This is a genomic window from Nocardia niigatensis NBRC 100131 (assembly GCF_000308655.1).
GTDB lineage: Bacteria > Actinomycetota > Actinomycetes > Mycobacteriales > Mycobacteriaceae > Nocardia > Nocardia niigatensis.
This window is the reverse complement of record NZ_BAGC01000033.1, coordinates 229,580-250,543: the sequence shown is the minus strand read 5'-3', so window position 1 is coordinate 250,543 and position 20,964 is coordinate 229,580. Positions and strand designations below refer to the sequence as shown.

Below are 20,964 nucleotides of genomic sequence, written 5' to 3'. Positions count from 1 at the left end.
CTCGTGGGGTCGGTGGGTAGGGGCAACCTGGCTTTGCACACGTGTGACCGTCCCCCTTGGCGGTCACCGCACCCATTCTTGTCATCGAAACCGTCCGTGCGCCAGGGTTTGGCGCGAAACCGCAGGCAGTCGGGACGGAAAGTGGTTTTACTGCGCCACAATAGTTTTCATGTGAGTCCCGGAGTCAGTCCGGATCGCCCAGTCCCTTCAGGACCCGCGGCACCTCGTCGGCCTGCAGATAACAGCCGGACTGCTCGAATCCGCCGATGGTGTGGGTCCGGTAGTCGCCGTACCCGATGCGCAGGAAGTCGTCGCCGCTGAGGCCGTGCACGGTCCAGTCGAAGGCGACGCGGGCGCGCGCGACGACGGTGCGCAGCGCCATCAGGTGGTAGCTGCGCGCCACGAATTGCGCTGGGATGCCCCGCAATCCGATGCGCAGCGGGCGGGCCAGGGCGTCGCGGCCGCCGAGGTCGACGACCATGCCCAGGTCCGGATGCCGATAGGGTTCGGGCTGTCCGCCGCGCAGGGTGGCGAGCAGGTTCCGGGCCAGGTGCTTGCCCTGGCGCATGGCGTGCTGGGCGGTGGGCGCGCACACCTTGTCGCCGCCCTCGGCCGTGTCGGGCACGGCGGCGGCGTCACCCATTGCCCACACGCCGGGCAGGCCGGGCACGGAGAGATCGGCGGCCGCGATGATGCGGCCCTTCTCGGTGTCCGCGCCGAGGTGCCCGGCAAGCGGGCTCGGGGTGACGCCGGCGGTCCACAGCACGGTCCGGGACGGGATGAATCGCCCATTGGTGAGTTTCACCCCGTGCGCGGTGACCTCGGCCGCCGACGCACCGGAGATGAGTTCGATACCGCGTTCGGCCAGAATCCTTTTCGCCTCCATGCCGAGCCGCTCCCCCAGCTCCGGCATGATGCGGTCGCCGTGGGTGACCAGATGCCACTTCACCATGCCGCGTTCGGTCGCGGGGAAGAAGCGCTCGGCCGCGGCGCGACAGACCTTGTTGAGGACGGCGGTGGTCTCGGTCCCGGCATAGCCGGCGCCGATGGTGACGAAGTTGAGCCGCTCCCGGTCCTCCTCGACCCCGCCGCGCAGCGCGGCGACATCGAGTTGCCGCAGTACGTGGTCGCGCAGGAACATGGCCTCGGGCAAGGTCTTCATGCCGAAGCCGTGTTCCTGGAGCCCGGGCACGTCGAGGACCCGGGTGATGGAGCCCGGGGCCAGGACGAGATGGTCGTAGTCGAGGGCGGTTTCGCGGCCGGCGGTCCCCCGGCGCACCACCACCCGCCGGGTGCCGTGGTCCACTCCGACCGCCATGCCCGGTACCACCTCGGTGCGGCGCAGTATCCGGCGCAGGGATACCGAGACCGACCGGGGGTTGAGGGTGCCGGAGGCGACCTGCGGCAGCAGCGGTAGATACAGCAGTCCGGCGTCGGGTGAGACGAGCTGGATGAACGCCTCGTCGGGCCGGACTCGGCGTTCGAGATACCGGGCGCACTCGACGCCCGCGAAACCACCGCCGATAATTACGATCTTCGCTGGTGCCACCGATTCACCGTAACAATCCCGGCGGGTTTTCAGGTGAATCCGGGATGCGAATTCGGTGTGCGACGGGATCAGTGTTCGGTCGCCACGGTCAATTTCGGCCGGGACAGATACAGCTGGGCGTAGAGCCATCCGTCGGATTCACCGCCGGTGGGGTCGATTCCGCTGTCCGCCAGGGTGTTCAGCACTCGCTCCTGCTCGTCGGCGGAGGCGAAACGCCGCTGCCGGAACATGCCGGGCACGCGCTCGGTCCGGTAACCGAGAGTTTCGAGGTGGGCGGCAATGGGGTCGAAGGAGAACATGCGCAGCACGAAATGCGCCATCCAGGGCAGTTTTCCGCCGTGGGCGCGGGCCACCCGCAACAGGGTGCGCTCGGTGATGTAGCCGACGCAGCCGGTGGAGATGACCAGGTCGGCGGCGGCGAGGGTCTGGCGCTGGGCTTCGGTGGGGTCGGCCGATTCCAGGTCGGCGTGCACGGCGTCGTCGAGGAAGCCGGCGGCGCCGGCGTAGTCGAGAGCGGGGCGGGAGGCGTCCATGCCGATGAAGCGGACGCCGGGGAGCTGGTCGTGGGCGCGCAGCAGCTGCCGGTCGCGGTCGATGAGCGCGGCGGTGTCCTCGCTGTCGCGGCCGCGGTAGCGCGCGGCCAGGTCGGTCATGCCGGTGTCCAGGCGCAGGAGGGCCGCGTTCACGCCGTAGGAACAGCCGAGGTCGAGAACGGCGGGGGTGGCGATGCCGGTGGCCGTCCGGTATTCCGTGATCAGTCGCTGGAAGTGCGGTTTGGCCAATTCCGGTATCTGGTAATCCAATTCGGCCATGCGCGCGTAATACTCGCGTGGATCGGGGCGGTCGTAGATGTCGTCGAACGAGGCTTTTCCGGTGGAGCTGTGTAACGAAACCGGCACGCGCTGGTCCCCTCTCAGTCGAGCAAACGATCGCCGCGGACCTCGCCGACGGCCAGATGATCCGGCAATACACGCCCGAACAGCTGCCGGGTCCGTTCGGCGGTGCCGACCAGTCCCGGATTGTCGCTGTAGGCGAAGATCGCCGAATGCCGTTGCACCGTGCCGCCCACGGGCGCGACGCGGTGCAACGAGAATCTCCCCTGGAACAGCTGCAGATCTCCCGGCCGCAACGCCAGCCGCCGGACGAACCGCTCCCCCTGCCCCGTCAGCACCGCCCGCACATCGGCGAGATTCTCCGCCTCCCGCGACCGGATATCTGGGCAGTATTCGAACACCCCACCGCATTCCGGTTCCTGGGTGAGCATGCTGACGGTGAATTCGTTGGTGTCGAAGTGCCACGGATGCGACATGCCCGGCGCGACGACGTTCAGGCACAGTCCCGCCAGCGGGTCGGTGTACTCGTGCAGTTCGGGCAGCCCGAAGCAGTCCGCGACGAACCGCTGGAACCTGGGGTCGGTGTACAGCCGCTGGATCAGCGCCTCCGCCGGGATGAGATCCCTTGCCACGAAGGCGTTCCCGCGCCGCAGCACGATCCGCCCCGGATGATCGGCGGGCAGGTCCGCGTCCAGCGGAATGTTGTAGGCGTTGACGTCCTGCACCGTGTAGTACGCGTGCGGGGCCAACGCCACCCCCTCCCCGCGCAGGGTCTCCAGCAACTCGGCGCGGATGAATCCACGCAACACGCAGCATCCATCAGTGGCCAGCTCGGCCCGGGCCTCTTCGACCGCCGCCAGCCACCCCGCGCTTCCCGGAGTGTCCAGCGGATACTTCCCGACATCCACCCCCGGCACCGGTCCCCCGCCCGCCACCGCGTCGGCGTCCCACGAGTCTGCCCAACCCCCGACCGCAACCATGCGGCCCATTCTTGCCGCCCGCCGCCCGACACGCCCGGGTTCCACGCTGATTGTGAATACTCACCATTCCTGCGCGCCAAGAGGTTTCATGCGGTACCGGCCGCCCGGTTCGTGGCGGCCACCACAGAGTGTCGCGACACTCCGCCGCCCCGGATCAGCCGATATCCACCGGCCGGGCGCGCCCGGCGGAGACCGCGGTCAAGCATCCATCCAGCGGTTGATTTCGATTGCGCTACAGCCGGATTCATGACGGTTGACAACGCTCCCGAACGGGGTACACCGGTAGTGAGAGGACCGGCGTCATGGGCAGTCACGGATCCTGGGAGGCCATCAACCGGGCGCTGAATCGGGTGTCCGGGCCGGGGAGGCGCGGGGGCGAATGGACCACCTATCTGTGTCCGGTGCACGAGGCGGATGGGCGGCGGCATCGGCCGTCGCTGGGCGTCGTATACAACCCGCAACGGCAGCGGACGGTGGTGCGGTGTTTCGCCGGATGCTCGGATGTCGAGGTGCTGGAGCGGCTGGGGCTGCGGGTGCGGGACTTGTTCGATGCGCCTCCGGAGCGCCGGGGGCCGGTGACGCGCGAGACCGCGGAGCCGGGGCCGGCCGATCGGGCCATTCTGGCTGCGGGACTGGCGCTTTCGGTGCACAAGCGGGATTTCGGGCCGCCCATCGGCAGGTCGCGGCGGGTGGCGGCGTACATCTACCGGTGGCCGGACGGGAGTCCGGCGGGGTGCGTGTTCCGGGTTCGGACGCTGCATCGGCAGGGGTATGTGAAGAGCTTCCACCAGCAGCGGCGCACCGAAACCGGTTGGGAATACGGTGGATTCGAGCGTCTTCCGTTCCATCTGCCGGAGGTGATCGACGCCGTGCGGACCGGGCGGGACGTCTTCGTCTGCGAGGGTGAGGCGGATGTGCTCACCGCCACGCACGCGGGGTTGACCGCCACCTGCAATGCGGGCGGGGCCAACGGGTGGCATCGGGAGCATGCCGAATGGCTGCAGGGTGCACATCGGGTGTGGGTGGTGGCCGACCGGGACGCGCCAGGGTACCGGCATGCGGCGAAAGTGGCCGATTCACTGGTGGATTCGGTGGATGAACTGCGGGTTGTGCAGGCTCGGGATGGGAAGGATCTCACCGATCACTGCAATGCCGGACATCAGGTGTCGGAGCTCGATCCCGTGCCCGTATTGGACGAACACTATCGCGGGCGGCGATCGCGGGATCGGGCGGCAGGGGGAGCGGGGTCGAAACGCCCCGCGCACACACCCCGCAGCAACTCCAGCACGCTTTCCATACCCGCAGGCTAGGCCAGACCCGCGCGACCGGCTTGGACGAATGGGAACCGCGAGTCAGGAGTTCGCGCGCACCCGCACCAGATCCTCGAGGTCCGCGACACCGAGCCCGACCAGGCTTCCACGGAAGGTGCGGCCGGGCGCGTCGGGGACGGCGACCTCGCAGGGGATGACGAGGAGGGCGCAGCCTGCGGCCTGGGCGGCGAGCGAGCCGGTGGGGGAATCCTCGATGGCGACTGCGTTTTCCGGGGCGACGCCGAGGAGTTCGGCGGCACGGAGGTAGACGTCGGGAGCCGGCTTGCCGTGCGAGACCTCGTCGGCGCAGACGGTGGCGCCGAAGAATTCGCGGCCGATGGTGTTGAGGCCGTATTCGGTGAGGGAGCGCTTGGTGTTGGTGACCAGGGCCATGGGAATTCCGGAGGCCCGCACCATTTCCAGGGCGTCGCGAGCGCCGGGGCGCCACGGGACCGGGCCGTGGAACAGCTCGGTGACCCGGCGTTCCATCCACTCCGAGCCCTCGGCGACGGCCTCGGGGGTGTGCTCGATGCCGAGACCCTCGAACAAGATTCTGAAGGCGTTGGGGCCGGAGGCGCCGATGAGCGCGTGCCGGACCGTGTCGGTCAGCTCGCGGCCGTACTCGGCGGCCAACTCGCGCAATGCCATGTCCCAGAGCTTTTCCGAGTCCAGCAGCGTTCCGTCCATATCCCACAACACCGCGTCCAAACGCGCCACCGACTCGAACTCCCTCCGCACACCGTCGACGAAAAACCGGCCCCGCCGCGCGGGCGGAGCCGGTTCAGCCTATCGGGGTCCGGTCAGAGGCCGGAGGCCGCGATCAGGAGATGACCCGTCGAGGAGTCGACCTGGATCCAGCGGTTCTCGGTGGACACCTGACCGTTCTTCGACACATAGGTGAGTGCCACGACCGCACGGTTGTCGCCGTTGGGCGTCACCGCGCCGACACTGACCGAGGAGATGCCGTTCCAGAACTGCGCGTAGCTGTTGTAGCCGCCCGTGGACGACTGGTAGCCGGGCGACAGCATCGACCACGCACCGCCGACATTGCCGGGAAGCATGCCGTAGTAGCCCTGGATGAACGAGGCCACCGAGGTGGCGGGCGGCGGGCCGAACGGGGTCGTCGAGGACGGCGGCGCCGTGGTGGTGCTCGGGCGGGCCGAGGACGTGGGCGCCGCCGACGAGGTCGGCGCGGGTGTGGTGGTCACGGCGTGGGTGGCCGCGCCCGCCTCGCCGTTCCGGGTGGGCTGCTGGGCGCCGGTATCGGCCGGGCCCATATTGTCCGGGGAGGTCGCCGGGATCGGCGTGGCCGTGACCGAGCCGCCGTTGTCCGCCTGCGGCGCATTGCCGCCGCCATTGTGGTTGACGGCCAGCGCGATCACCGTGGCCAGCACCAGCGCCGCCACCACACCGACCGCCACCATGACCAGCTGCCGCGGATTCCGGTCCCCGCCACCCGATTTCGCCGCGCCGGCGCCGATGCCGGGCGGCGGCGACCCGGGCACCGTGCCGCGCGACGACCCGTCCTCGGACATGTCGACGTGCACGGTGGCGTCGGCGGCGTTGCTGGGCGCACCGCTGCGCGAGCTCGACATCACCGTCGTGGCGGCCGAACCGTCCACGGGGGCAGCGGCACTCATGGCGGGTAGCACCTTGGTCGGCTGCACGGGCACGGCCGGGGCCCGCCCTTCCGCCACGGCCTGCAGTCGTTCCGCGGCCTGCACCATCGTCGGCCGGTCCGCGCCCTCGGCGGCGAGCAGGTCCATCAGCACCGGCGCGAGCGCCCCGGCATGCGTCGGCGGCGGCACCTGGGCGCGCGCCACCGAGTGCAGCACCGCGAGCGGGTTGTCGCCCTCACCGAAGGGCGGCTTCCCCTCGACCGCCGCGTAGAGCGTTGAGCCCAAAGCGAATACGTCGGAGGTCGGCTCCGGGTTCTCGCCGCGCGCCACCTCCGGCGACAGGTAGGCGGGCGTGCCCGCCAGGAACCCGGTGGAGGTGACGGTGACGTCGCCGGTGGCCCGCGAGATGCCGAAGTCGGTGATCTTCACCGTCCCGTCATCGGCCACCAGGATGTTGGCGGGCTTGACATCCCGGTGCACGATCCCAGCCTTGTGCGCCGCGGCCAGCGCCTCGGCGACCTTGGCCCCGATCCGCGCCACCTCGACCGGCTCGAGCTTGCCCTTCTCCCGCATGAGCGCCGCCAGGCTGACGGCGTTCACGTATTCCATGACCAGCCAGGGCTGGCCGTCCTCCTCCGCCACGTCGAACACGGTGACGGCGTTGGGATGATGCAGTCGCGCCGCGATGCGCCCCTCGCGCATCGCCCGCATCCTGGCCTCCACGGCCTGCGACCGGGTCAGCCCCGGTGTCAGGAGCAATTGCTTGACCGCGACCGTGCGCCGCAGCCGAACATCGGTCGCGCGCCACACGACCCCCATCGCACCGGTGCCGATCGGATCCGTTAGCCGGTACCGCCCCGCAATCAGCCGGTCTGCGCTCATGTGGTTGTGCCCCTCCTGCTGGCTTTCGCGCCGAGCACCCCTGCAACTCTGCGCGAAAGCCCGGAAAACTGGTGAGAATTTTAAGCGTTGAAGTACTTGGCTTCCGGGTGCAGCAGCACGAACGCATCCGTGGACTGCTCCGGATGCAGTTGCAGCTCCTCCGACAGCATCACTCCGATCCGGCCGGCATCCAGCAGTTCAACGAGTTTGGCCCGATCCTCCAGATCCGGGCAGGCGCCATAACCGAACGAGTACCGTGCGCCACGGTATCCGAGTTTGAAGTAGTCCGACACATCGGCGGGATCCTCGTCGGCGACCGAATGTCCTTCCAGTGTGAGTTCTTCCCGGATCCGGCGGTGCCAAAACTCGGCGAGCGCTTCGGTGAGTTGCACACCGATGCCGTGCACCTCGAGATAGTCGCGGTAATTGTCGCCCGCGAACAGCACATTGGCGAAGTCGGCGATGGGCTTGCCCATGGTGACCAGTTGGAACGGCAGCACATCGACCTGCCCGGTCTGCTTCGCGTATTCGCGTGAGCGAACGAAGTCCGCGATGCAGAGGAACCGGTCGCGTTGCTGACGCGGGAAGGTGAACCGGAAGCGTTCCGGCGCATCGGGATTCGGCTCGGTGAGAACAATCACATCGTCACCCTCGGACACCGCCGGGAAGTACCCGTACACCACCGCGGCATGCTGCAGCACGCCCTCGGCGGTCAGCCGGTCCAGCCAATACCGCAGGCGTGGACGGCCTTCGGTCTCCACCAGCTCCTCGTAGGAGGGCCCCTCGCCGCCACGCTGGCCGCGCAGACCCCACTGGCCGAGGAACAGCGCCCGCTCGTCGAGCAGACCGGAGTACTCGTTGACCGACAGGCCCTTCACGATCCGCGAGCCCCAGAACGGCGGCGTCGGCACCGGCAGCTCCGCGGCCACATCTGAACGTTCCGGCACCTCGATGGGCACCTCGGCGGCCTTGCGCTCGCGGGCGATGCGCTGGGACCGTTCGTGGCGCGCCTTGCGCTCGGCCGCCTTCTCCCGGGCCGCGACGGCCTCCGGCGAATCCGGATCCAGCCCGCCACCACGCTTGACGGTCATGATCTCGTCCATGAGCCGCAGGCCCTCGAAGGCGTCACGCGCGTAGTGCACCTCGCCGTCGTACACGGCGGTGAGATCGTTCTCCACGTACGCACGGGTCAGCGCCGCGCCACCCAGGAGCACCGGGAACTGCTCCGCGACACCGCGGGCGTTGAGCTCCTCCAGGTTCTCCTTCATGACGACGGTGGACTTCACCAGCAACCCGGACATGCCGATGACATCGGCCTTCTTGTCCACCGCGGCATCCAGGATCGTCGAAATCGGCTGCTTGATACCGAGATTCACGACCTCGTAGCCATTGTTGGACAGGATGATGTCCACCAGGTTCTTGCCGATGTCGTGCACGTCGCCCTTGACGGTGGCCAGCACGATGCGGCCCTTGCCCGAGTCGTCGGTGGCCTCCATGTGCGGTTCCAGGTAGGCGACCGCGGTCTTCATGGTCTCGGCCGACTGCAGTACGAACGGCAGCTGCATCTGACCCGAACCGAACAGCTCGCCAACGGTTTTCATGCCCGCCAGCAGCGTCTCGTTGATGATCTGCAGCGGCGGGACCTCGGCCATGGCCGCGTCCAGATCCGCGTCCATGCCGGCCTTCTCGCCGTCCACGATGCGGCGCTCCAGGCGCTCGAACAGCGGCAGTGCCGCCAGTTCCTCGGCCCGCGACGCCTTCGACGAGGCCGCCGACACGCCCTCGAACAGCGCCATCAGCTTCTGCAGCGGGTCGTAGTCCTCGGTGCGGCGGTCGTAGACCAGATCCAGGGCGACCTGGCGCTGCTCCTCCGGAATCCGCGCCATGGGCAGGATCTTCGAGGCGTGCACGATGGCCGAGTCCAGGCCCGCCTCGACGCACTCGTTCATGAACACCGAGTTGAGCACCTGCCGCGCAGCCGCGTTCAGGCCGAAGGAGATGTTCGAAAGGCCCAGTGTGGTCTGCACATTCGGATGCCGCTTCTTGAGTTCGCGGATGGCCTCGATGGTTTCGATGCCGTCGCGCCGCGACTCCTCCTGGCCGGTGCCGAGGGTGAAGGTCAGCGTGTCGATGATGATGTCGGACTCGGCGAGACCCCAGTTGGCGGTGATGTCCTCGATGAGCCGCTCGGCGATCTCCACCTTGTGCTCGGCGGTGCGCGCCTGGCCGTTCTCGTCGATGGTCAGCGCCACCACGGCCGCGCCGTGCTCGGCGACCAGCGCCATGGTCTGCTGGAACCGCGAATCCGGGCCCGCGCCGTCCTCGTAGTTGACCGAGTTGACCGCGCAGCGCCCGCCCAGGTGCTCCAAACCGGCCTTCAGCACCGGGGTTTCGGTGGAGTCCAGCATGATCGGCAGGGTGGACGCGGTCGCCAGCCGGGACGCCAGCTCGGTCATGTCGGCGGTGCCGTCGCGGCCCACGTAGTCGACGCAGAGGTCCAGCATGTGGGCGCCGTCGCGGGTCTGGTCCTTGGCGATGTCGAGGCACTTCTGCCAGTCGCCGGCCAGCATGGCCTCACGGAATGCCTTGGAGCCGTTGGCATTCGTGCGCTCGCCGATCATCAGGATCGAGGCGTCCTGCTCGAACGGGACCGAGCTGTAGACGGAGGACACGCTCGGCTCGTGCACCGGATCCCGCTTGGCCTGCTGGACCTCGCGCACCGCCTCGGCCACCTGCCGGATGTGCTCGGGAGTGGTGCCACAGCAGCCGCCGACCAGCGACAGCCCGAACTCGGACACGAACTGGCTCAACGCGACCGCCAGCTCTTCCGGCGTGAGCGGGTACTCCGCCCCGTTCGCGCCGAGGATCGGCAGGCCGGCGTTCGGCATGACCGACACCGGCAGCTGCGCGTGCCTGGACAGATGACGCAGGTGCTCGCTCATCTCGTCCGGGCCGGTGGCGCAGTTCAGCCCGATCATGTCGATGCCGAGCTTCTCCAGCGCGGTCAGCGCGGCGCCGATCTCGGAGCCGACCAGCATGGTGCCGGTGGTCTCCATGGTCACGTGCGCGATGATCGGGATCCGGCGCCCGGCCTTGTCCATGGCCCGATGGCTGCCGGTGACGGCGGCCTTGACCTGCAGCAGGTCCTGGCAGGTTTCGATGAGGATGGCGTCGGCGCCACCGTCGAGCATCCCGAGCGCGGCCTCACTGTAGGCGTCGCGCAGGGCCGCGTAGGGCGCGTGACCCAGGGTCGGCAGCTTGGTGCCGGGGCCCATGGAACCCAGCACGTACCGGGCGGTCCCGTCGGCCGAGGGTCCCATCTCGTCGGCCACCTCGCGGGCGAGGCGGGTGCCCCGCTCGGACAGGTCGCGAATACGGTCGGAGATGTCGTAATCGGCGAGGTTGGGGAGATTGCACCCGAAGGTATTGGTTTCGACGGCGTCGGCGCCGGCCTCGAAATAGGCCCGGTGGATGTGGCGCAGCACGTCGGGGCGGGTTTCATTGAGGATTTCGTTGCATCCCTCGAGGCCGCGGAAATCGTCGAGAGTGAGATCCGCGGCCTGCAGCATCGTGCCCATCGCACCGTCCCCGATTACGACACGCCGTCTGAGCGTGTCCAAGAGGGTGGTGTCGAATTCGGCGCGGCTGCGTACAGACATGTACCCAAGAGTAGTGGGAACGCCCGACAATCCCCGCGTCGGTGTGCGTGGTAGCCCGAGTCCCACATTGCGCGTCGCATGCACACTGCGTCTACGCACACCGTAGGCTGACCGGGTGAACGCCAGTGAATCCCCGGTGCCACCCGAATCGGACCTGCCTACGCTGCGGGATCCGGTGCTCGTGGCCGCCTTCGAAGGCTGGAACGATGCCGCCGATGCCGCCAGTGGCGCGGTCGAGCATCTGGAACTGATCTGGGACGCGCAGCCACTGGCCGAGCTCGACTCCGAGGATTATTACGACTATCAGGTCAACCGGCCGACGGTCCGGCAGGTTGACGGGGTTACCCGCGAGATCCAGTGGCCCTCGGCGATGCTGTCGGTGTGTTCGCCCCCGGGCAGCGATCGGGATGTCGTGCTGCTGCGTGGCGTCGAACCGAATATGCGCTGGCGCAGCTTCTGTAATGACATCCTCGAATTCGTCGAACAGCTCGGGGTGTCCACGGTGGTGATTCTCGGCGCGCTGCTGGCCGATACTCCGCACACCCGGCCGGTTCCGGTCACCGGCACCGCCTATAACAAGGAAGCCGCGGAACGCTTCAACCTGGAACAGACTCGCTACGAGGGACCGACCGGTATTACCGGAGTGCTGCAGGACGCGTGCGTGCGCGCGGGCGTCCCGGCCATCTCCTTCTGGGCGGCGGTGCCGCACTACGTCTCCCAGCCGCCGAACCCCAAGGCCATCATCGCCCTACTGCACCGGGTCGAGGATGTGCTCGATGTCGAGGTGCCGCTCGGCGGTCTGCCCGAGCAGGCCGAGGAATGGGAGGGCGCGGTCAACGAGATGACCGCCGGCGACGAGGAGATCGCCGAATACGTGCGCTCGCTCGAGGAGCGCGGCGATGCCGAGGTCGACATCAACGACGCCATGGCCAAGATCGACGGCGACGCCATCGCGGCCGAGTTCGAGAAGTACCTACGCCGCCGCGGCCGGGGCGGCTTCGGCCTCTGACCACCGGCTCCTGCCAACCGGCTCCGACACCGAAACCATTGCCGCACCTGCGTTCCGGCGCAGGTGCGGCTGTCGTCTCGTCGGCTAGTGCTCTACGGCCCAGATCTTGACGGAGGCCTCGTGCGCCAGTTTCGCGATCAGCAGATCACGCGGAATCGTCTGGCCCGCAAGGTGATCGAGCGACGGCACCACCACGTGGTGGGCATCGGCGCGCTTGAGTTCGGCGGTCAGCTCCGCGAATGCGGTGCCGTCGCCGGGGGTCGATTCATGGAACGTGGCGGCGAAGCAGAGGCCGGCGGATCGAGCGAGTCCGCACATGGCGTTCTCCAGCTCTTCGCTGCGGCCGTCGGCCAAATCGTCACGCACGTACCCATAGATCAACGCTTCCACCCGAACCTCCGTTGGATTGGGGATCGCTGTCATGAATGTGCCCTGTCGAACAGCTTGGCGTAATCACGAATGCAATTGCAGATGTCAACCCACTGACATTCAGATGCCCTATCCGGGTCCATCCGTCGTTAACTGATGAGATACTACAGAGCGTGTCCGCCGGTGAGGATCGACCTGTATGGGCTGTCCGAATGCGTGCCGAACGTGATGCTCGGGGGTGGTCTCAAGCCGATGCGGTGCGGGCCATGCGATCCAAGTCGAGCCACAATCTGCCAACGGACAGCACACTTCTGCGTAACTGGCGGCGCTGGGAGTCCGGCGAATCGCGCCCGGACGATTTCTACGCTCCGATCATCGCGGCGGCTTTCGACACGGTGACGGCAGCGTTCTTTCCCAAGGCCCGGCCCAATCGGGACGACGAGATGCTCTCGGCCACGGGGATGGACACGCTGGAATTCATTGGGCGGCTACGTATGTCCGATGTGTCCGCCTCCACCCTCGACGCGATCCGCATCACCGCCGACCGGATGTGTTCGGAGTATGCGTGCGCCGATCCGCACGAGCTGCATGCGGAGGGCACGGCGTGGCTCCGGCGCATCACTTCCCTACTGGACGGTCGCTTGACCCTCGCGCAGCATCGGGAGGTCCTGATCCTGGCGGGATGGGTTGCGCTGCTGGTCGGTTGCGTCGATTACGATCTCGGCTGGCGCACCGCCGCCGAGGCGACCCGCCGGGCCGCGCTCTCCCTCGGCCAGGAGGCCGAGCACGCCGAAATCATCGGCTGGGGAGCCGAAATGGCCTCCTGGTTCGCGCTCACCCAGGCCAACTACCGCGGCGCCATCGAGACCGCCGAGGCCGCGCACCCCACGACCGACCGGCTGGGCGTCGGCGTGCAGCTGGCGGCGCAGCGGGCCAAGGCGTGGGCGCGGCTGGGTGACCGGCGCGAGGTGGAAAAGGCCCTCGCCCAGGGACGTTCGATTCTGGACGCCATCGAGCACCCGTCCAATCTGGACAACCATTTCGTGGTCGATCCGCAGAAGTTCGACTTCTACGCCATGGACTGCTGCCGGGTAGCCGGGGACGATCGACTCGCGGAAAACTATGCCCGGCAGGTGATCCTGACCTCCACCCGGCCCGATGGCAGCATCCGCAAACCCATGCGGGTCGCCGAGGCGCACCTGACGCTGGCGGTGGTCGCCATCCGCGATCGCAATCTGGAGCTCGCCCTGGACGAGGGCATGCGCGCCTTCAGCGGCACGCGCCGCTCGCTGCCATCGCTCATGTGGATCGCGGGCGAGACGGCCCGGGAGATGATCGAACGCTTTCCCGGCGATCCGCGCACCCGCACCTATCTGGATCAGCTCCGATCCCTGGCCGCGGGCTGAGATGTCGCCGGCCGCGGGCTGAGATGTCGCCGGCCGCGCGCTGAGACGCCCCTCGCCGCACGCGCACCGGTTACGCTCACGCGCATGGACTTCAGTCTGTGGACCTGCGCTGCCCGAGGGCACGAGACCTATGCCCCGACCGAGCCCGAGCTCGCGGCACGTCTCCACGTCGCCACCCCGGCGGGCGAATCGTGGCGCTGCCTGCGCTGCGGGGATTTCGTGCCGGGCACGCCGCGGCGCTCCGGTCCCGCCGACGACGCGCCCGAGGTGCCGCGCGGACATCTGCTGCGCGACCGCATCATCATGCGGTTGCTCGCGGCGGAGCGGATCGGCCGCGCGCTGGTGCTCATCCTGCTGGGCGCGGGCGTGCTGAAGTTGCGCGGCTCGCGGGAGCACTGGAAGACCAGCTGGGACAAGGATCTTCCGCTCATCCGCCAGCTGGCGGACCAGATCGGTTTCAACCCCGACCATTCGAAGATCATCCGGGGCATCGACAAGGCGTTCACGCTCTCGCCGAACATTCTGATCTGGATCGCGGTCGCGCTGTTCGCCTACGCGACAATCCAGCTCGTGGAGGCGGTCGGCCTGTGGCTGGTCAAGCGGTGGGGCGAGTATTTCGCGGTGGTGGCCACCAGTATCTTCCTGCCGCTCGAGATCTACGAGCTCACCGAGAAGGTCACGTTCCTGCGGGCCGCCGCGCTGCTGGTCAACCTGGCCGCCGTGATCTGGCTGCTGTGGAGCAAGTCGCTGTTCGGGCTGAACGGCGGTGCCGCGAAGTATTACGCGGAGCATCACTCCGAGAGCCTCATGACCGTCGAACGCGCCGCCGTCGCAGCGCAATCCGAGGACCGCACCGAGCGCATCGTCACCCGGCGCGCGCCCTGACCTCGGGCGGCCGGGTCACCCGGGCACGCCGAGGCTGTGGGACGAGGTCGGCCAGGATTTGATCAGCTCGTCGCGGAAGACGATCCAGGAGTGCGTGGCCGGGGCCGCGATCCGGGTCGATGGTGAGGTCGACTCTGCCACGCGCGTGGCGCTGTAACCCCGGTATCTATTCATATAGGTCGCGGCGTGACGCCCACGGTAACTCCCGTCACGCCGGGGCAATCCACCTCGCGAACCTCGTTACGGGGTGACGATATTGAAGTTGGGGTCGGGCTTGTCCATGACGTCCTTCAGCCGCTTCAGCTTGGCCGGGTCACCGCTGACCTTGATCGCGCCGGACTGGATCTCCTTGATGATGTCCTTGGATCCGGTCATGGTGGCGATGAGTTCCAGGCGGGACAGGGTGAAGGTGGCGTCGGGGGCCGGGCCCTTGAAGTCGGCGGGGACCACGTAGTGGATGAGCACGCCGTTGCGTAGCTCGGTGCGGTAGGTCTGGTTCTGGTCGGTAATGATCCAGTCGTTGACCAGGTGCAGATCCCACGCCTTCGGGCCGTTGACGAGGAATGCGGCGGAGTCGAAGACCTGATCCACGCTCAGGGCGCTGATCATGCCGGCGGAATCGGCCTTGATGGGCGTGCCGAAGGTACCGTTGCGCAGTTCGTAGGCGCCGGAGAGGAAGAAGTTGCGCCAGGTGGCGTTCTCCGAACCGTAGCCGAGCTGTTCGAAAGCGCTGGCCTGCAGCATCTTCGCCTTCTGATTGCCCGGGTCGGCGAAGATCAGGTAGTTGAGTACCTGGACGCACCAACGGTAATCACCGTCGGCGTAGGCCTTGCGGGCCACCGTGAGTACGCCGCTCGCGCCGCCCATGGCGGCGACATGCCGCTTGCCGGACTCGACCGGCGGGTGCTCCCACAGGTGCGCAGGGTTGCCGTCGAACCAGCCCATGTACCGCTGGTAGATGGCCTTCACATCGTGGCTGACCGAGCCGTAGTAGCCGTGGTTGTACCACTTGCTCTCGATGGCCGGCGGCAGCTGGATCATCTCCGCGATCTCGATGCCGGTATAGCCCTGGTTCAGCATGCGCAGCGTCTGGTCGTGTAGGTAGGCGTAGGTATCCCGTTGCAGCGACAGCCATTCGGTGACCTTGTCGGCACCCCACATGGGCCAGTGATGCGAGGCGAAGGCGACGTCGTACTTGTCGGAGAACATGGTGATGGTCTCGGTGAGGTACCGCGACCACACGTGCGCGTCGCGCACCAGCGCGCCGCGCAGGGTGAGCAGGTTGTGCAGCGTGTGGGTGGCATTCTCCGCCATGCACATCGCGCGGAAGCCGGGGAAGTAGAAGTTCATCTCCGACGGCGCCTCGGTGCCGGGGGTGATCTGGAAGACGACGTCGACGCCGTCGACTGTCTCCTGCTGACCGGTGTGGGTGACGTCCTTGTTCGGCGGGATGAGGCTCACGGTGCCGACCGAGGTGGTCATGCCCAAGCCCGCGCCGACCTGACCCTTCTCGCCGCGCGGCAGCGCCGCACCGTACATGTAGGCCGAGCGGCGGGCCATGGCCGTGCCGGCGAAGATGTTCTCCTCGACCGCGTGCTCCATGAAGCCCTGTGGCGCGATCACCGGAATCCGGCCCGACGCAGCGTCTTCCAGGCTGATGACACCCAGGGCGCCGCCGAAGTGATCGACGTGCGAGTGGGTGTAGATCATGCCGGTGACCGGTTTCTTGCCGCGGTGCGCGAAGTACAGGTCCATGCCCGCTCTGGCGGTCTCGGTCGAGATCAGCGGGTCGATGACGATCACGCCGGTCTTGCCCTCGATGATCGTCATGTTCGACAGATCCAGGCCACGGATCTGATAGATGCCCGGAACCACCTCGTAGAGGCCCTGTTTCACGACCAACTGCGACTGCCGCCACAGCGAGGGGTGCACCGAGTTGGGGCAGGCGCCCTGGATGAAGCCGTAGGAATCGTTGTCCCACACCACTTTCCCATCGGCATCCCGCACCACGCCGGGCTCGAGCTCAGCGAGGAAGCCCTTGTCGGTGTCGATGAAGTCCTGTCTGTCGGCGAAGGGCAGCGAGGATTGCGCCTGCCGTTGCCGATCGACGATGTGCCCGCTGGGATCGACCGAGTCCTTGCTGGTCCGCTCGGCGGCAGTGGCGTTGTCCCCGTTGCTGTCGCATCCGGTGACGGCGGCGCCGACGCCCGCGGCCACCAGCGCGGCCGCGCCCACCCCGAACACCCCTCGCCGGGACACCGTGAAGCCGCCCGGCCTGCGGTCGTCGCCGTTGTTCTCGAGGTCCTCGTCGGTCATCAGCGCTCTCCTGTCTCCATGCGGTTGGCGTGCGCGACAGCAGGTGTAGCCGAGTATTCGCTGCCATTCCGCCACGTCCGCCACAGTACATCATTATTGCAGTACCACTGCAATACGATAGGCGTGTGACGCCACCTCTGTCCCCGCGAACCCTCGGCCGGACCTGCGTGCGCGCGCTCCGGCCGGATGTGATCGGATTCTTCTCATGAGCGAGGGCAAGGGCGACGGCCCACGGCGGCGGCGCAACCCGGAACAGACCCGCAGGGCGATCATCGAGGGCCTGCTGTCGGCGGTCCACGACGGCGAGTTCGACCCCACCACCCGCAGTGTCGCCGAACGCGCCGGGGTGTCCGAACGCAGTATCTTCGTGCACTTCCCGACCCGGACCGCACTCATCACCGCGGCAGTGGACCAGCAGTCCGAGCAAGTCGAGGCGTTGCTCGCCGACGTCGACCCGGAACTGCCGCTGGCACAGCGCATCGACGCGGTGGTGCGCCAGAGCGAGGCCATCTTCACGCTGCAGCGCGAGCCGCGCGTGCTGGGTCTCATCGAGTCGCTGCGCACCCCGGCGGTGGACACCCGGATGCGGTTGACCGACAAGCGGATTCGGGAAGCGCTCACCCGCGCCTTCGCGCCCGAGCTGGACCGCGCCGACAGCGAGCAGCTGCTCGACCTCGTCGACGCCACCGTCGGCTGGCCGTACCGCCACCATCTGATGGACCGGCGCGGGCTGTCCAAGCGCGCCGCTTCCGAGGCCGTGGGACGCGCACTCACCGCCATGCTCACTCTCGGACGCTGACCGGATACGGCTCGCACTGCCGGAATCGGGCCGAGCATCGGCGAGCACGCCCGGCCCGAACCACGGCCGCCCCGGTCACCGAACTCGCCACCCACGCGGCCCGCCGCGCCAAGGATCTGGATGCCCAGCGTGCGGGCACACCCGGAACGAGCCAAGCCGCACCCGGCACCCGGGCGGATTCACCGGCTCGGTGCAGGACGATCCAGTCGCCATCCACCCCAGGAGAGACCCAGCGGCACAGCGGCTTTCAGCGCCCTCACCGAGGTGATCGACACCCCGCGTCGCAGTCCCGCGGGCCCCGGCGACACGGCGGCGCACGGCGACCGGCTCCGGGACCACCGGCGAACCTGGGACGATCGGCATCCCGACTGCGCCAGTTGCCGAACCGGCCGCGGACGACCACAGCGGCACACGCAGAGGCACAGCGGCTTTCAGCGATGTGGCCCGGTTCGAGGCCGGCGGTGGGGCTCCTGCGTCGTTCTCCGGGTCGGGGGCGATCGAAGGTCCGGGGCCGCCCATGCGGCAACGGCACCCGATTCGGGTGAAACCGGGTGCGTGAAGGACGACAGCGCCGATCGCAGGGACGAGCAACGGGCCCGGCCGGGCCCCTGCCGTGTCCGCTCTTACGGGGTCACGATGCTGAAGTCCGGATCCGGCTCGTCGAGCAGGCCCGCCAGCTTGCCGAAGACGGTGGCGTCGCCGTCGATCTTGATCTGCCCGGACTGCACCGCGGCCTGGATGTCCTGGCCGGCGAGCAGGACGCCGATCAGGGTCGCCCGGGTCAGGGTGAAGGTGACATCCGCGGCGGGCAACCGGTCGCCGTCCCGCCGATCCCAGTGCACCAGTACGCCATTGCGCAACTGCAACCGCACCTTACGGTTCTCGTCGGTGAACACCCAGTCGCTGATAGCCTTCTCGTTCCAGGCCGCGGGCCCGTTCACCCGCAGCGCCATACCGTCGAAGACCTGGTCCACCGACAGCGCCATCAGCGTGGACGCGGGACTGGTGCTGGTCGGGGTGCCGAACTTGCCGTTGCGCAACTCGTAGGCGCCCGAGAGGAAGAAGTTGCGCCAGGTGCCGTTCTCGGATCCGAAGGCCAGCTGTTCGAAGGCGTCCGCCTGCAAGGCCTTCGCGGCGTCATTGGACGGATCGGCGAAGATCACGTAGTTGACCGCCTGCACCACCCAGCGGTAGTCGCCCTCGTCGAAGGACGCGCGCGCCTTGCGCAGGACCTCGTCCGCACCGCCCATGAACTCCACGTGCCGCTTGGCGCCCTCGACCGGCGGATGCTCCCACAGGTGGGCCGGGTTGCCGTCGAACCAGCCCATGTAGCGCTGGTAGATGGCCTTCACATTGTGGCTGACCGAACCGTAGTAGCCGTGCGCCGCCCACGAATCGACCAGGGCCGGCGGCAGATCCATCATCTCCGCGATCTCGCTGCCGACATAGCCCTGGTTGATCCGGCGCAGGGTCTGGTCGTGCAGGTAGGCGTACAGGTCGCGCTGTAGTTCCAGGTACTCGACCAGACGCTCGGTGCCCCAGGTCGGCCAGTGATGCGAGGCGAACACGACATCGCTGTCCCGGCCGTACAGATTGACCGACTCGGTCAGGTACTGGGCCCACACGTGCGGGTCGCGCACCAGCGCGCCGCGCAGGGTGAGCAGGTTGTGCAGGGTGTGGGTCGCGTTCTCCGCCATGCAGAGTGCGCGGAATTCGGGGAAGTGGAAGTTCATCTCCGCGGGGGCCTCGGTGCCCGGCGTGATCTGGAAGACGATGCGGACGCCGTCGATCGTCTCCTGCTGCCCGGTGTGGGTGATGTCCAGGGTCGGGGCGATCAGGCCGACGGTGCCGGTCGAGGTCGTCTGACCCAGACCAGCGCCCACCTGACCTTTCGGTCCGCGGGGCAGCACCGCGCCGTACATGTACCCGGCCCGGCGAGTCATGGCGGTCCCCGCGTAGACGTTCTCGGCCACCGCGTGTTCGAGGAATCCGGCGGGCGCCAGCACCGGCACCCGGCCCGATTCGGCGTCCTCGACCGTGATGACGCCCATGGCGCCACCGAAATGGTCGACGTGCGAGTGGGTGTAGATCATGCCCGCGACCGGCTTCTCACCGCGGTGCGCGAAGTACAGCTCCATCCCCGCCTGGGCGGTCTCGGCCGAGATCAATGGGTCGATCACGATCACACCGGCCTTGGCCTCGACGATCGTCATGTTCGACAGATCCAGACCGCGGATCTGATAGATGCCCGGAACCACCTCGTACAGGCCCTGTTTCACCACCAGGCCGGATTGCCGCCACAGCGACGGGTGCACCGAGTTGGGGCAGGAGCCCTGCAGGAAGCCGTAGGAATCGTCGTCCCAGACCACGGTTCCCTTGTCGTCCTTGACGATTCCCGGCTCGAGCTTGGCGATGAAGCCGCGATCGGCGTCCTGCTGATCCGTGGTGTTGTCGAACGGCAGTTCCCGCAGCGCACGCTGGTTCTGTTCGATGATGAACCTGCTCGGTTCGGTGACCGCACTCACTGTTCGCCTCCTGTCACTGCCGGGATCCCCGACATCGATGGGTGGGTAGCCGGGTTCGGAAGAGCCTGTGCCAGATCGGGATCGGTGATCGCGATGATCAACGCCACCGCGCACACCACCAGCACCACACCGGTCGCGACGGCGATGACCCGCGCACCGTGCGCCCAGTGCCCGTGGTGCAGTGAGGTGTTGCGCAGGAAGCTGAGCCCCGCGAGGAACAGCAGCCCGACCGCCGCGAGCGCGGGCGCGACGGCCGCCGCGTGCCAGCCGCTGGTCGCGGCGTGATCGACGAACAGTGCCGCGGTCCCCATCGCGGCGATCGCGGTACGCCGCCAGGCCAGCGCCGTGCGCTCGGCGGGATAGGTGGGCGGCGCGGTCACGGCCATACCGTCGCGATGGCCGCGAAGATCGACACGATCGCGATACCGCCCGCGAGCATCGGGACCAGCAGCGTATTGCGCAGTGGCTCACCGCGGACCATCCGGGCCTGCACGTCCTGCCAGTGCGTGTACGCCCCCACCGCCAGGGCCACCGCGAGCACGATGCAGCTGAGCGAGAGAGCGCGCCGGATCCCGGCGTGGTGGAACGGCTGCACCAGCGTGTGCACCGCGACACCGGCGGCCAGCAGGCCGAGCGCGGTACGGATCCACGCGAGGAAGGTGCGTTCGTTCGCCAGGGTGAAGCGGTAGTCGAGCGGGGGTTGCTCGTCCGCACCCGGGTCCTGGGCTTGGTTGTCCACTGTCACCACCAGTCCGGTGTCGCGGTCGCGGTCCGTGTACAGCAAATGATCAGCAGTAGCGATCATTTCATGGATTCGGGCACG

The 20,964-nt window shown here is 68.0% G+C and carries 17 protein-coding genes; 5 read left to right on the top strand and 12 right to left on the bottom strand.

The features are described from left to right. Positions 1 to 184: 184 nt before the first annotated feature. From ON33_RS09275 to ON33_RS09265, 3 genes are all read right to left on the bottom strand, one after another. On the bottom strand, positions 185 to 1,549 hold the full coding sequence (locus tag ON33_RS09275) for an NAD(P)/FAD-dependent oxidoreductase (protein ID WP_040857395.1): 1,365 nt from the start codon (positions 1,547 to 1,549) through the stop codon (positions 185 to 187). A 68-nt stretch (positions 1,550 to 1,617) separates the two neighbouring features. Beyond that, positions 1,618 to 2,448, bottom strand: a complete 831-nt coding sequence (locus ON33_RS09270; RefSeq protein ID WP_040857394.1) for a class I SAM-dependent methyltransferase — start codon at positions 2,446 to 2,448, stop codon at positions 1,618 to 1,620. A 14-nt stretch (positions 2,449 to 2,462) separates the two neighbouring features. Beyond that, the gene (locus ON33_RS09265; protein ID WP_245550423.1) at positions 2,463 to 3,362 is read right to left on the bottom strand and encodes a HalD/BesD family halogenase; all 900 of its coding nucleotides are present in this window, start codon (positions 3,360 to 3,362) and stop codon (positions 2,463 to 2,465) included. Between the two features lie 302 nt (positions 3,363 to 3,664). On the opposite strand from ON33_RS09265, the gene ON33_RS38085 reads away from it, so the two are divergent. Beyond that, positions 3,665 to 4,672: a toprim domain-containing protein gene (locus ON33_RS38085; protein ID WP_051151823.1), complete on the top strand. Its 1,008-nt coding sequence runs from the start codon at positions 3,665 to 3,667 to the stop codon at positions 4,670 to 4,672. Between the two features lie 42 nt (positions 4,673 to 4,714). Here ON33_RS38085 and ON33_RS09255 read toward each other — a convergent pair whose 3' ends face one another. The 3 genes from ON33_RS09255 to metH all read right to left on the bottom strand — a co-directional run bounded on the left by ON33_RS09255 (position 4,715) and on the right by metH (position 10,832). Then, entirely contained in the window at positions 4,715 to 5,389 is a 675-nt protein-coding gene (locus tag ON33_RS09255) for an HAD family hydrolase (protein ID WP_281033198.1), read from the bottom strand. Between the two features lie 83 nt (positions 5,390 to 5,472). After that, positions 5,473 to 7,173 (bottom strand): serine/threonine-protein kinase, encoded by a 1,701-nt coding sequence (locus ON33_RS09250; protein ID WP_040857392.1) that lies wholly within the window; start codon positions 7,171 to 7,173, stop codon positions 5,473 to 5,475. Between the two features lie 80 nt (positions 7,174 to 7,253). Next, positions 7,254 to 10,832 (bottom strand): methionine synthase, encoded by a 3,579-nt coding sequence (gene metH, locus ON33_RS09245; RefSeq protein ID WP_040857390.1) that lies wholly within the window; start codon positions 10,830 to 10,832, stop codon positions 7,254 to 7,256. 115 nt (positions 10,833 to 10,947) lie between these two features. On the opposite strand from metH, the gene ON33_RS09240 reads away from it, so the two are divergent. Beyond that, complete coding sequence (locus ON33_RS09240) at positions 10,948 to 11,841, top strand: PAC2 family protein (protein WP_040857388.1); 894 nt, start codon at positions 10,948 to 10,950, stop codon at positions 11,839 to 11,841. A gap of 84 nt (positions 11,842 to 11,925) precedes the next feature. On the opposite strand, the gene ON33_RS09235 is transcribed toward ON33_RS09240, so the two are convergent. Beyond that, positions 11,926 to 12,231, bottom strand: coding sequence for a hypothetical protein (locus ON33_RS09235; RefSeq protein WP_040857523.1), 306 nt, complete (start codon positions 12,229 to 12,231; stop codon positions 11,926 to 11,928). 245 nt (positions 12,232 to 12,476) lie between these two features. On the opposite strand from ON33_RS09235, the gene ON33_RS09230 reads away from it, so the two are divergent. After that, positions 12,477 to 13,616 (top strand): hypothetical protein, encoded by a 1,140-nt coding sequence (locus ON33_RS09230; protein WP_040857386.1) that lies wholly within the window; start codon positions 12,477 to 12,479, stop codon positions 13,614 to 13,616. An 84-nt stretch (positions 13,617 to 13,700) separates the two neighbouring features. Continuing rightward, the gene (locus tag ON33_RS09225) at positions 13,701 to 14,501 is read left to right on the top strand and encodes a DUF2127 domain-containing protein (protein WP_051151820.1); all 801 of its coding nucleotides are present in this window, start codon (positions 13,701 to 13,703) and stop codon (positions 14,499 to 14,501) included. A gap of 15 nt (positions 14,502 to 14,516) precedes the next feature. On the opposite strand, the gene ON33_RS43950 is transcribed toward ON33_RS09225, so the two are convergent. Continuing rightward, positions 14,517 to 14,642 (bottom strand): hypothetical protein, encoded by a 126-nt coding sequence (locus ON33_RS43950; protein ID WP_281033197.1) that lies wholly within the window; start codon positions 14,640 to 14,642, stop codon positions 14,517 to 14,519. A 99-nt stretch (positions 14,643 to 14,741) separates the two neighbouring features. Further along, a complete protein-coding gene (locus tag ON33_RS09220; protein ID WP_083868756.1) occupies positions 14,742 to 16,817 on the bottom strand; it encodes an alkyl/aryl-sulfatase in 2,076 nt (691 codons plus the stop codon). 205 nt (positions 16,818 to 17,022) lie between these two features. On the opposite strand from ON33_RS09220, the gene ON33_RS09215 reads away from it, so the two are divergent. Continuing rightward, the gene (locus ON33_RS09215) at positions 17,023 to 17,616 is read left to right on the top strand and encodes a TetR/AcrR family transcriptional regulator (RefSeq protein WP_040857384.1); all 594 of its coding nucleotides are present in this window, start codon (positions 17,023 to 17,025) and stop codon (positions 17,614 to 17,616) included. Between the two features lie 623 nt (positions 17,617 to 18,239). On the opposite strand, the gene ON33_RS09210 is transcribed toward ON33_RS09215, so the two are convergent. Genes ON33_RS09210 through ON33_RS09200 form a run of 3 tightly spaced genes read right to left on the bottom strand, consistent with a single transcriptional unit; the run spans position 18,240 to position 20,886 of the window. Further along, a complete protein-coding gene (locus tag ON33_RS09210; protein WP_040857382.1) occupies positions 18,240 to 20,141 on the bottom strand; it encodes an alkyl/aryl-sulfatase in 1,902 nt (633 codons plus the stop codon). Further along, positions 20,138 to 20,521 (bottom strand): DUF202 domain-containing protein, encoded by a 384-nt coding sequence (locus tag ON33_RS09205; protein ID WP_157184457.1) that lies wholly within the window; start codon positions 20,519 to 20,521, stop codon positions 20,138 to 20,140. The genes ON33_RS09210 and ON33_RS09205 overlap by 4 nt, the downstream gene beginning before the upstream one ends. After that, positions 20,518 to 20,886 carry a YidH family protein gene (locus tag ON33_RS09200; protein ID WP_040857517.1) on the bottom strand — a complete coding sequence of 123 codons (369 nt, stop codon included), beginning with the start codon at positions 20,884 to 20,886 and terminating at the stop codon, positions 20,518 to 20,520. Before ON33_RS09200 ends, ON33_RS09205 begins: the two co-directional genes overlap by 4 nt. Positions 20,887 to 20,964: the final 78 nt, after the last annotated feature.

Excerpts from the sequence above, each read along its gene's own strand:
- ON33_RS09265 (WP_245550423.1), bottom strand. The coding sequence starts at position 3,362 with ATGGTTGCGGTCGGGGGTTGGGCAGACTCGTGGGACGCCGACGCGGTG.
- ON33_RS38085 (WP_051151823.1), top strand. The coding sequence starts at position 3,665 with ATGGGCAGTCACGGATCCTGGGAGGCCATCAACCGGGCGCTGAATCGG.
- ON33_RS09250 (WP_040857392.1), bottom strand. The coding sequence starts at position 7,173 with ATGAGCGCAGACCGGCTGATTGCGGGGCGGTACCGGCTAACGGATCCG.
- metH (WP_040857390.1), bottom strand. The coding sequence starts at position 10,832 with ATGTCTGTACGCAGCCGCGCCGAATTCGACACCACCCTCTTGGACACG.
- ON33_RS09230 (WP_040857386.1), top strand. The coding sequence starts at position 12,477 with ATGCGATCCAAGTCGAGCCACAATCTGCCAACGGACAGCACACTTCTG.
- ON33_RS09225 (WP_051151820.1), top strand. The coding sequence starts at position 13,701 with ATGGACTTCAGTCTGTGGACCTGCGCTGCCCGAGGGCACGAGACCTAT.
- ON33_RS09220 (WP_083868756.1), bottom strand. The coding sequence starts at position 16,817 with ATGACCGACGAGGACCTCGAGAACAACGGCGACGACCGCAGGCCGGGC.
- ON33_RS09215 (WP_040857384.1), top strand. The coding sequence starts at position 17,023 with ATGAGCGAGGGCAAGGGCGACGGCCCACGGCGGCGGCGCAACCCGGAA.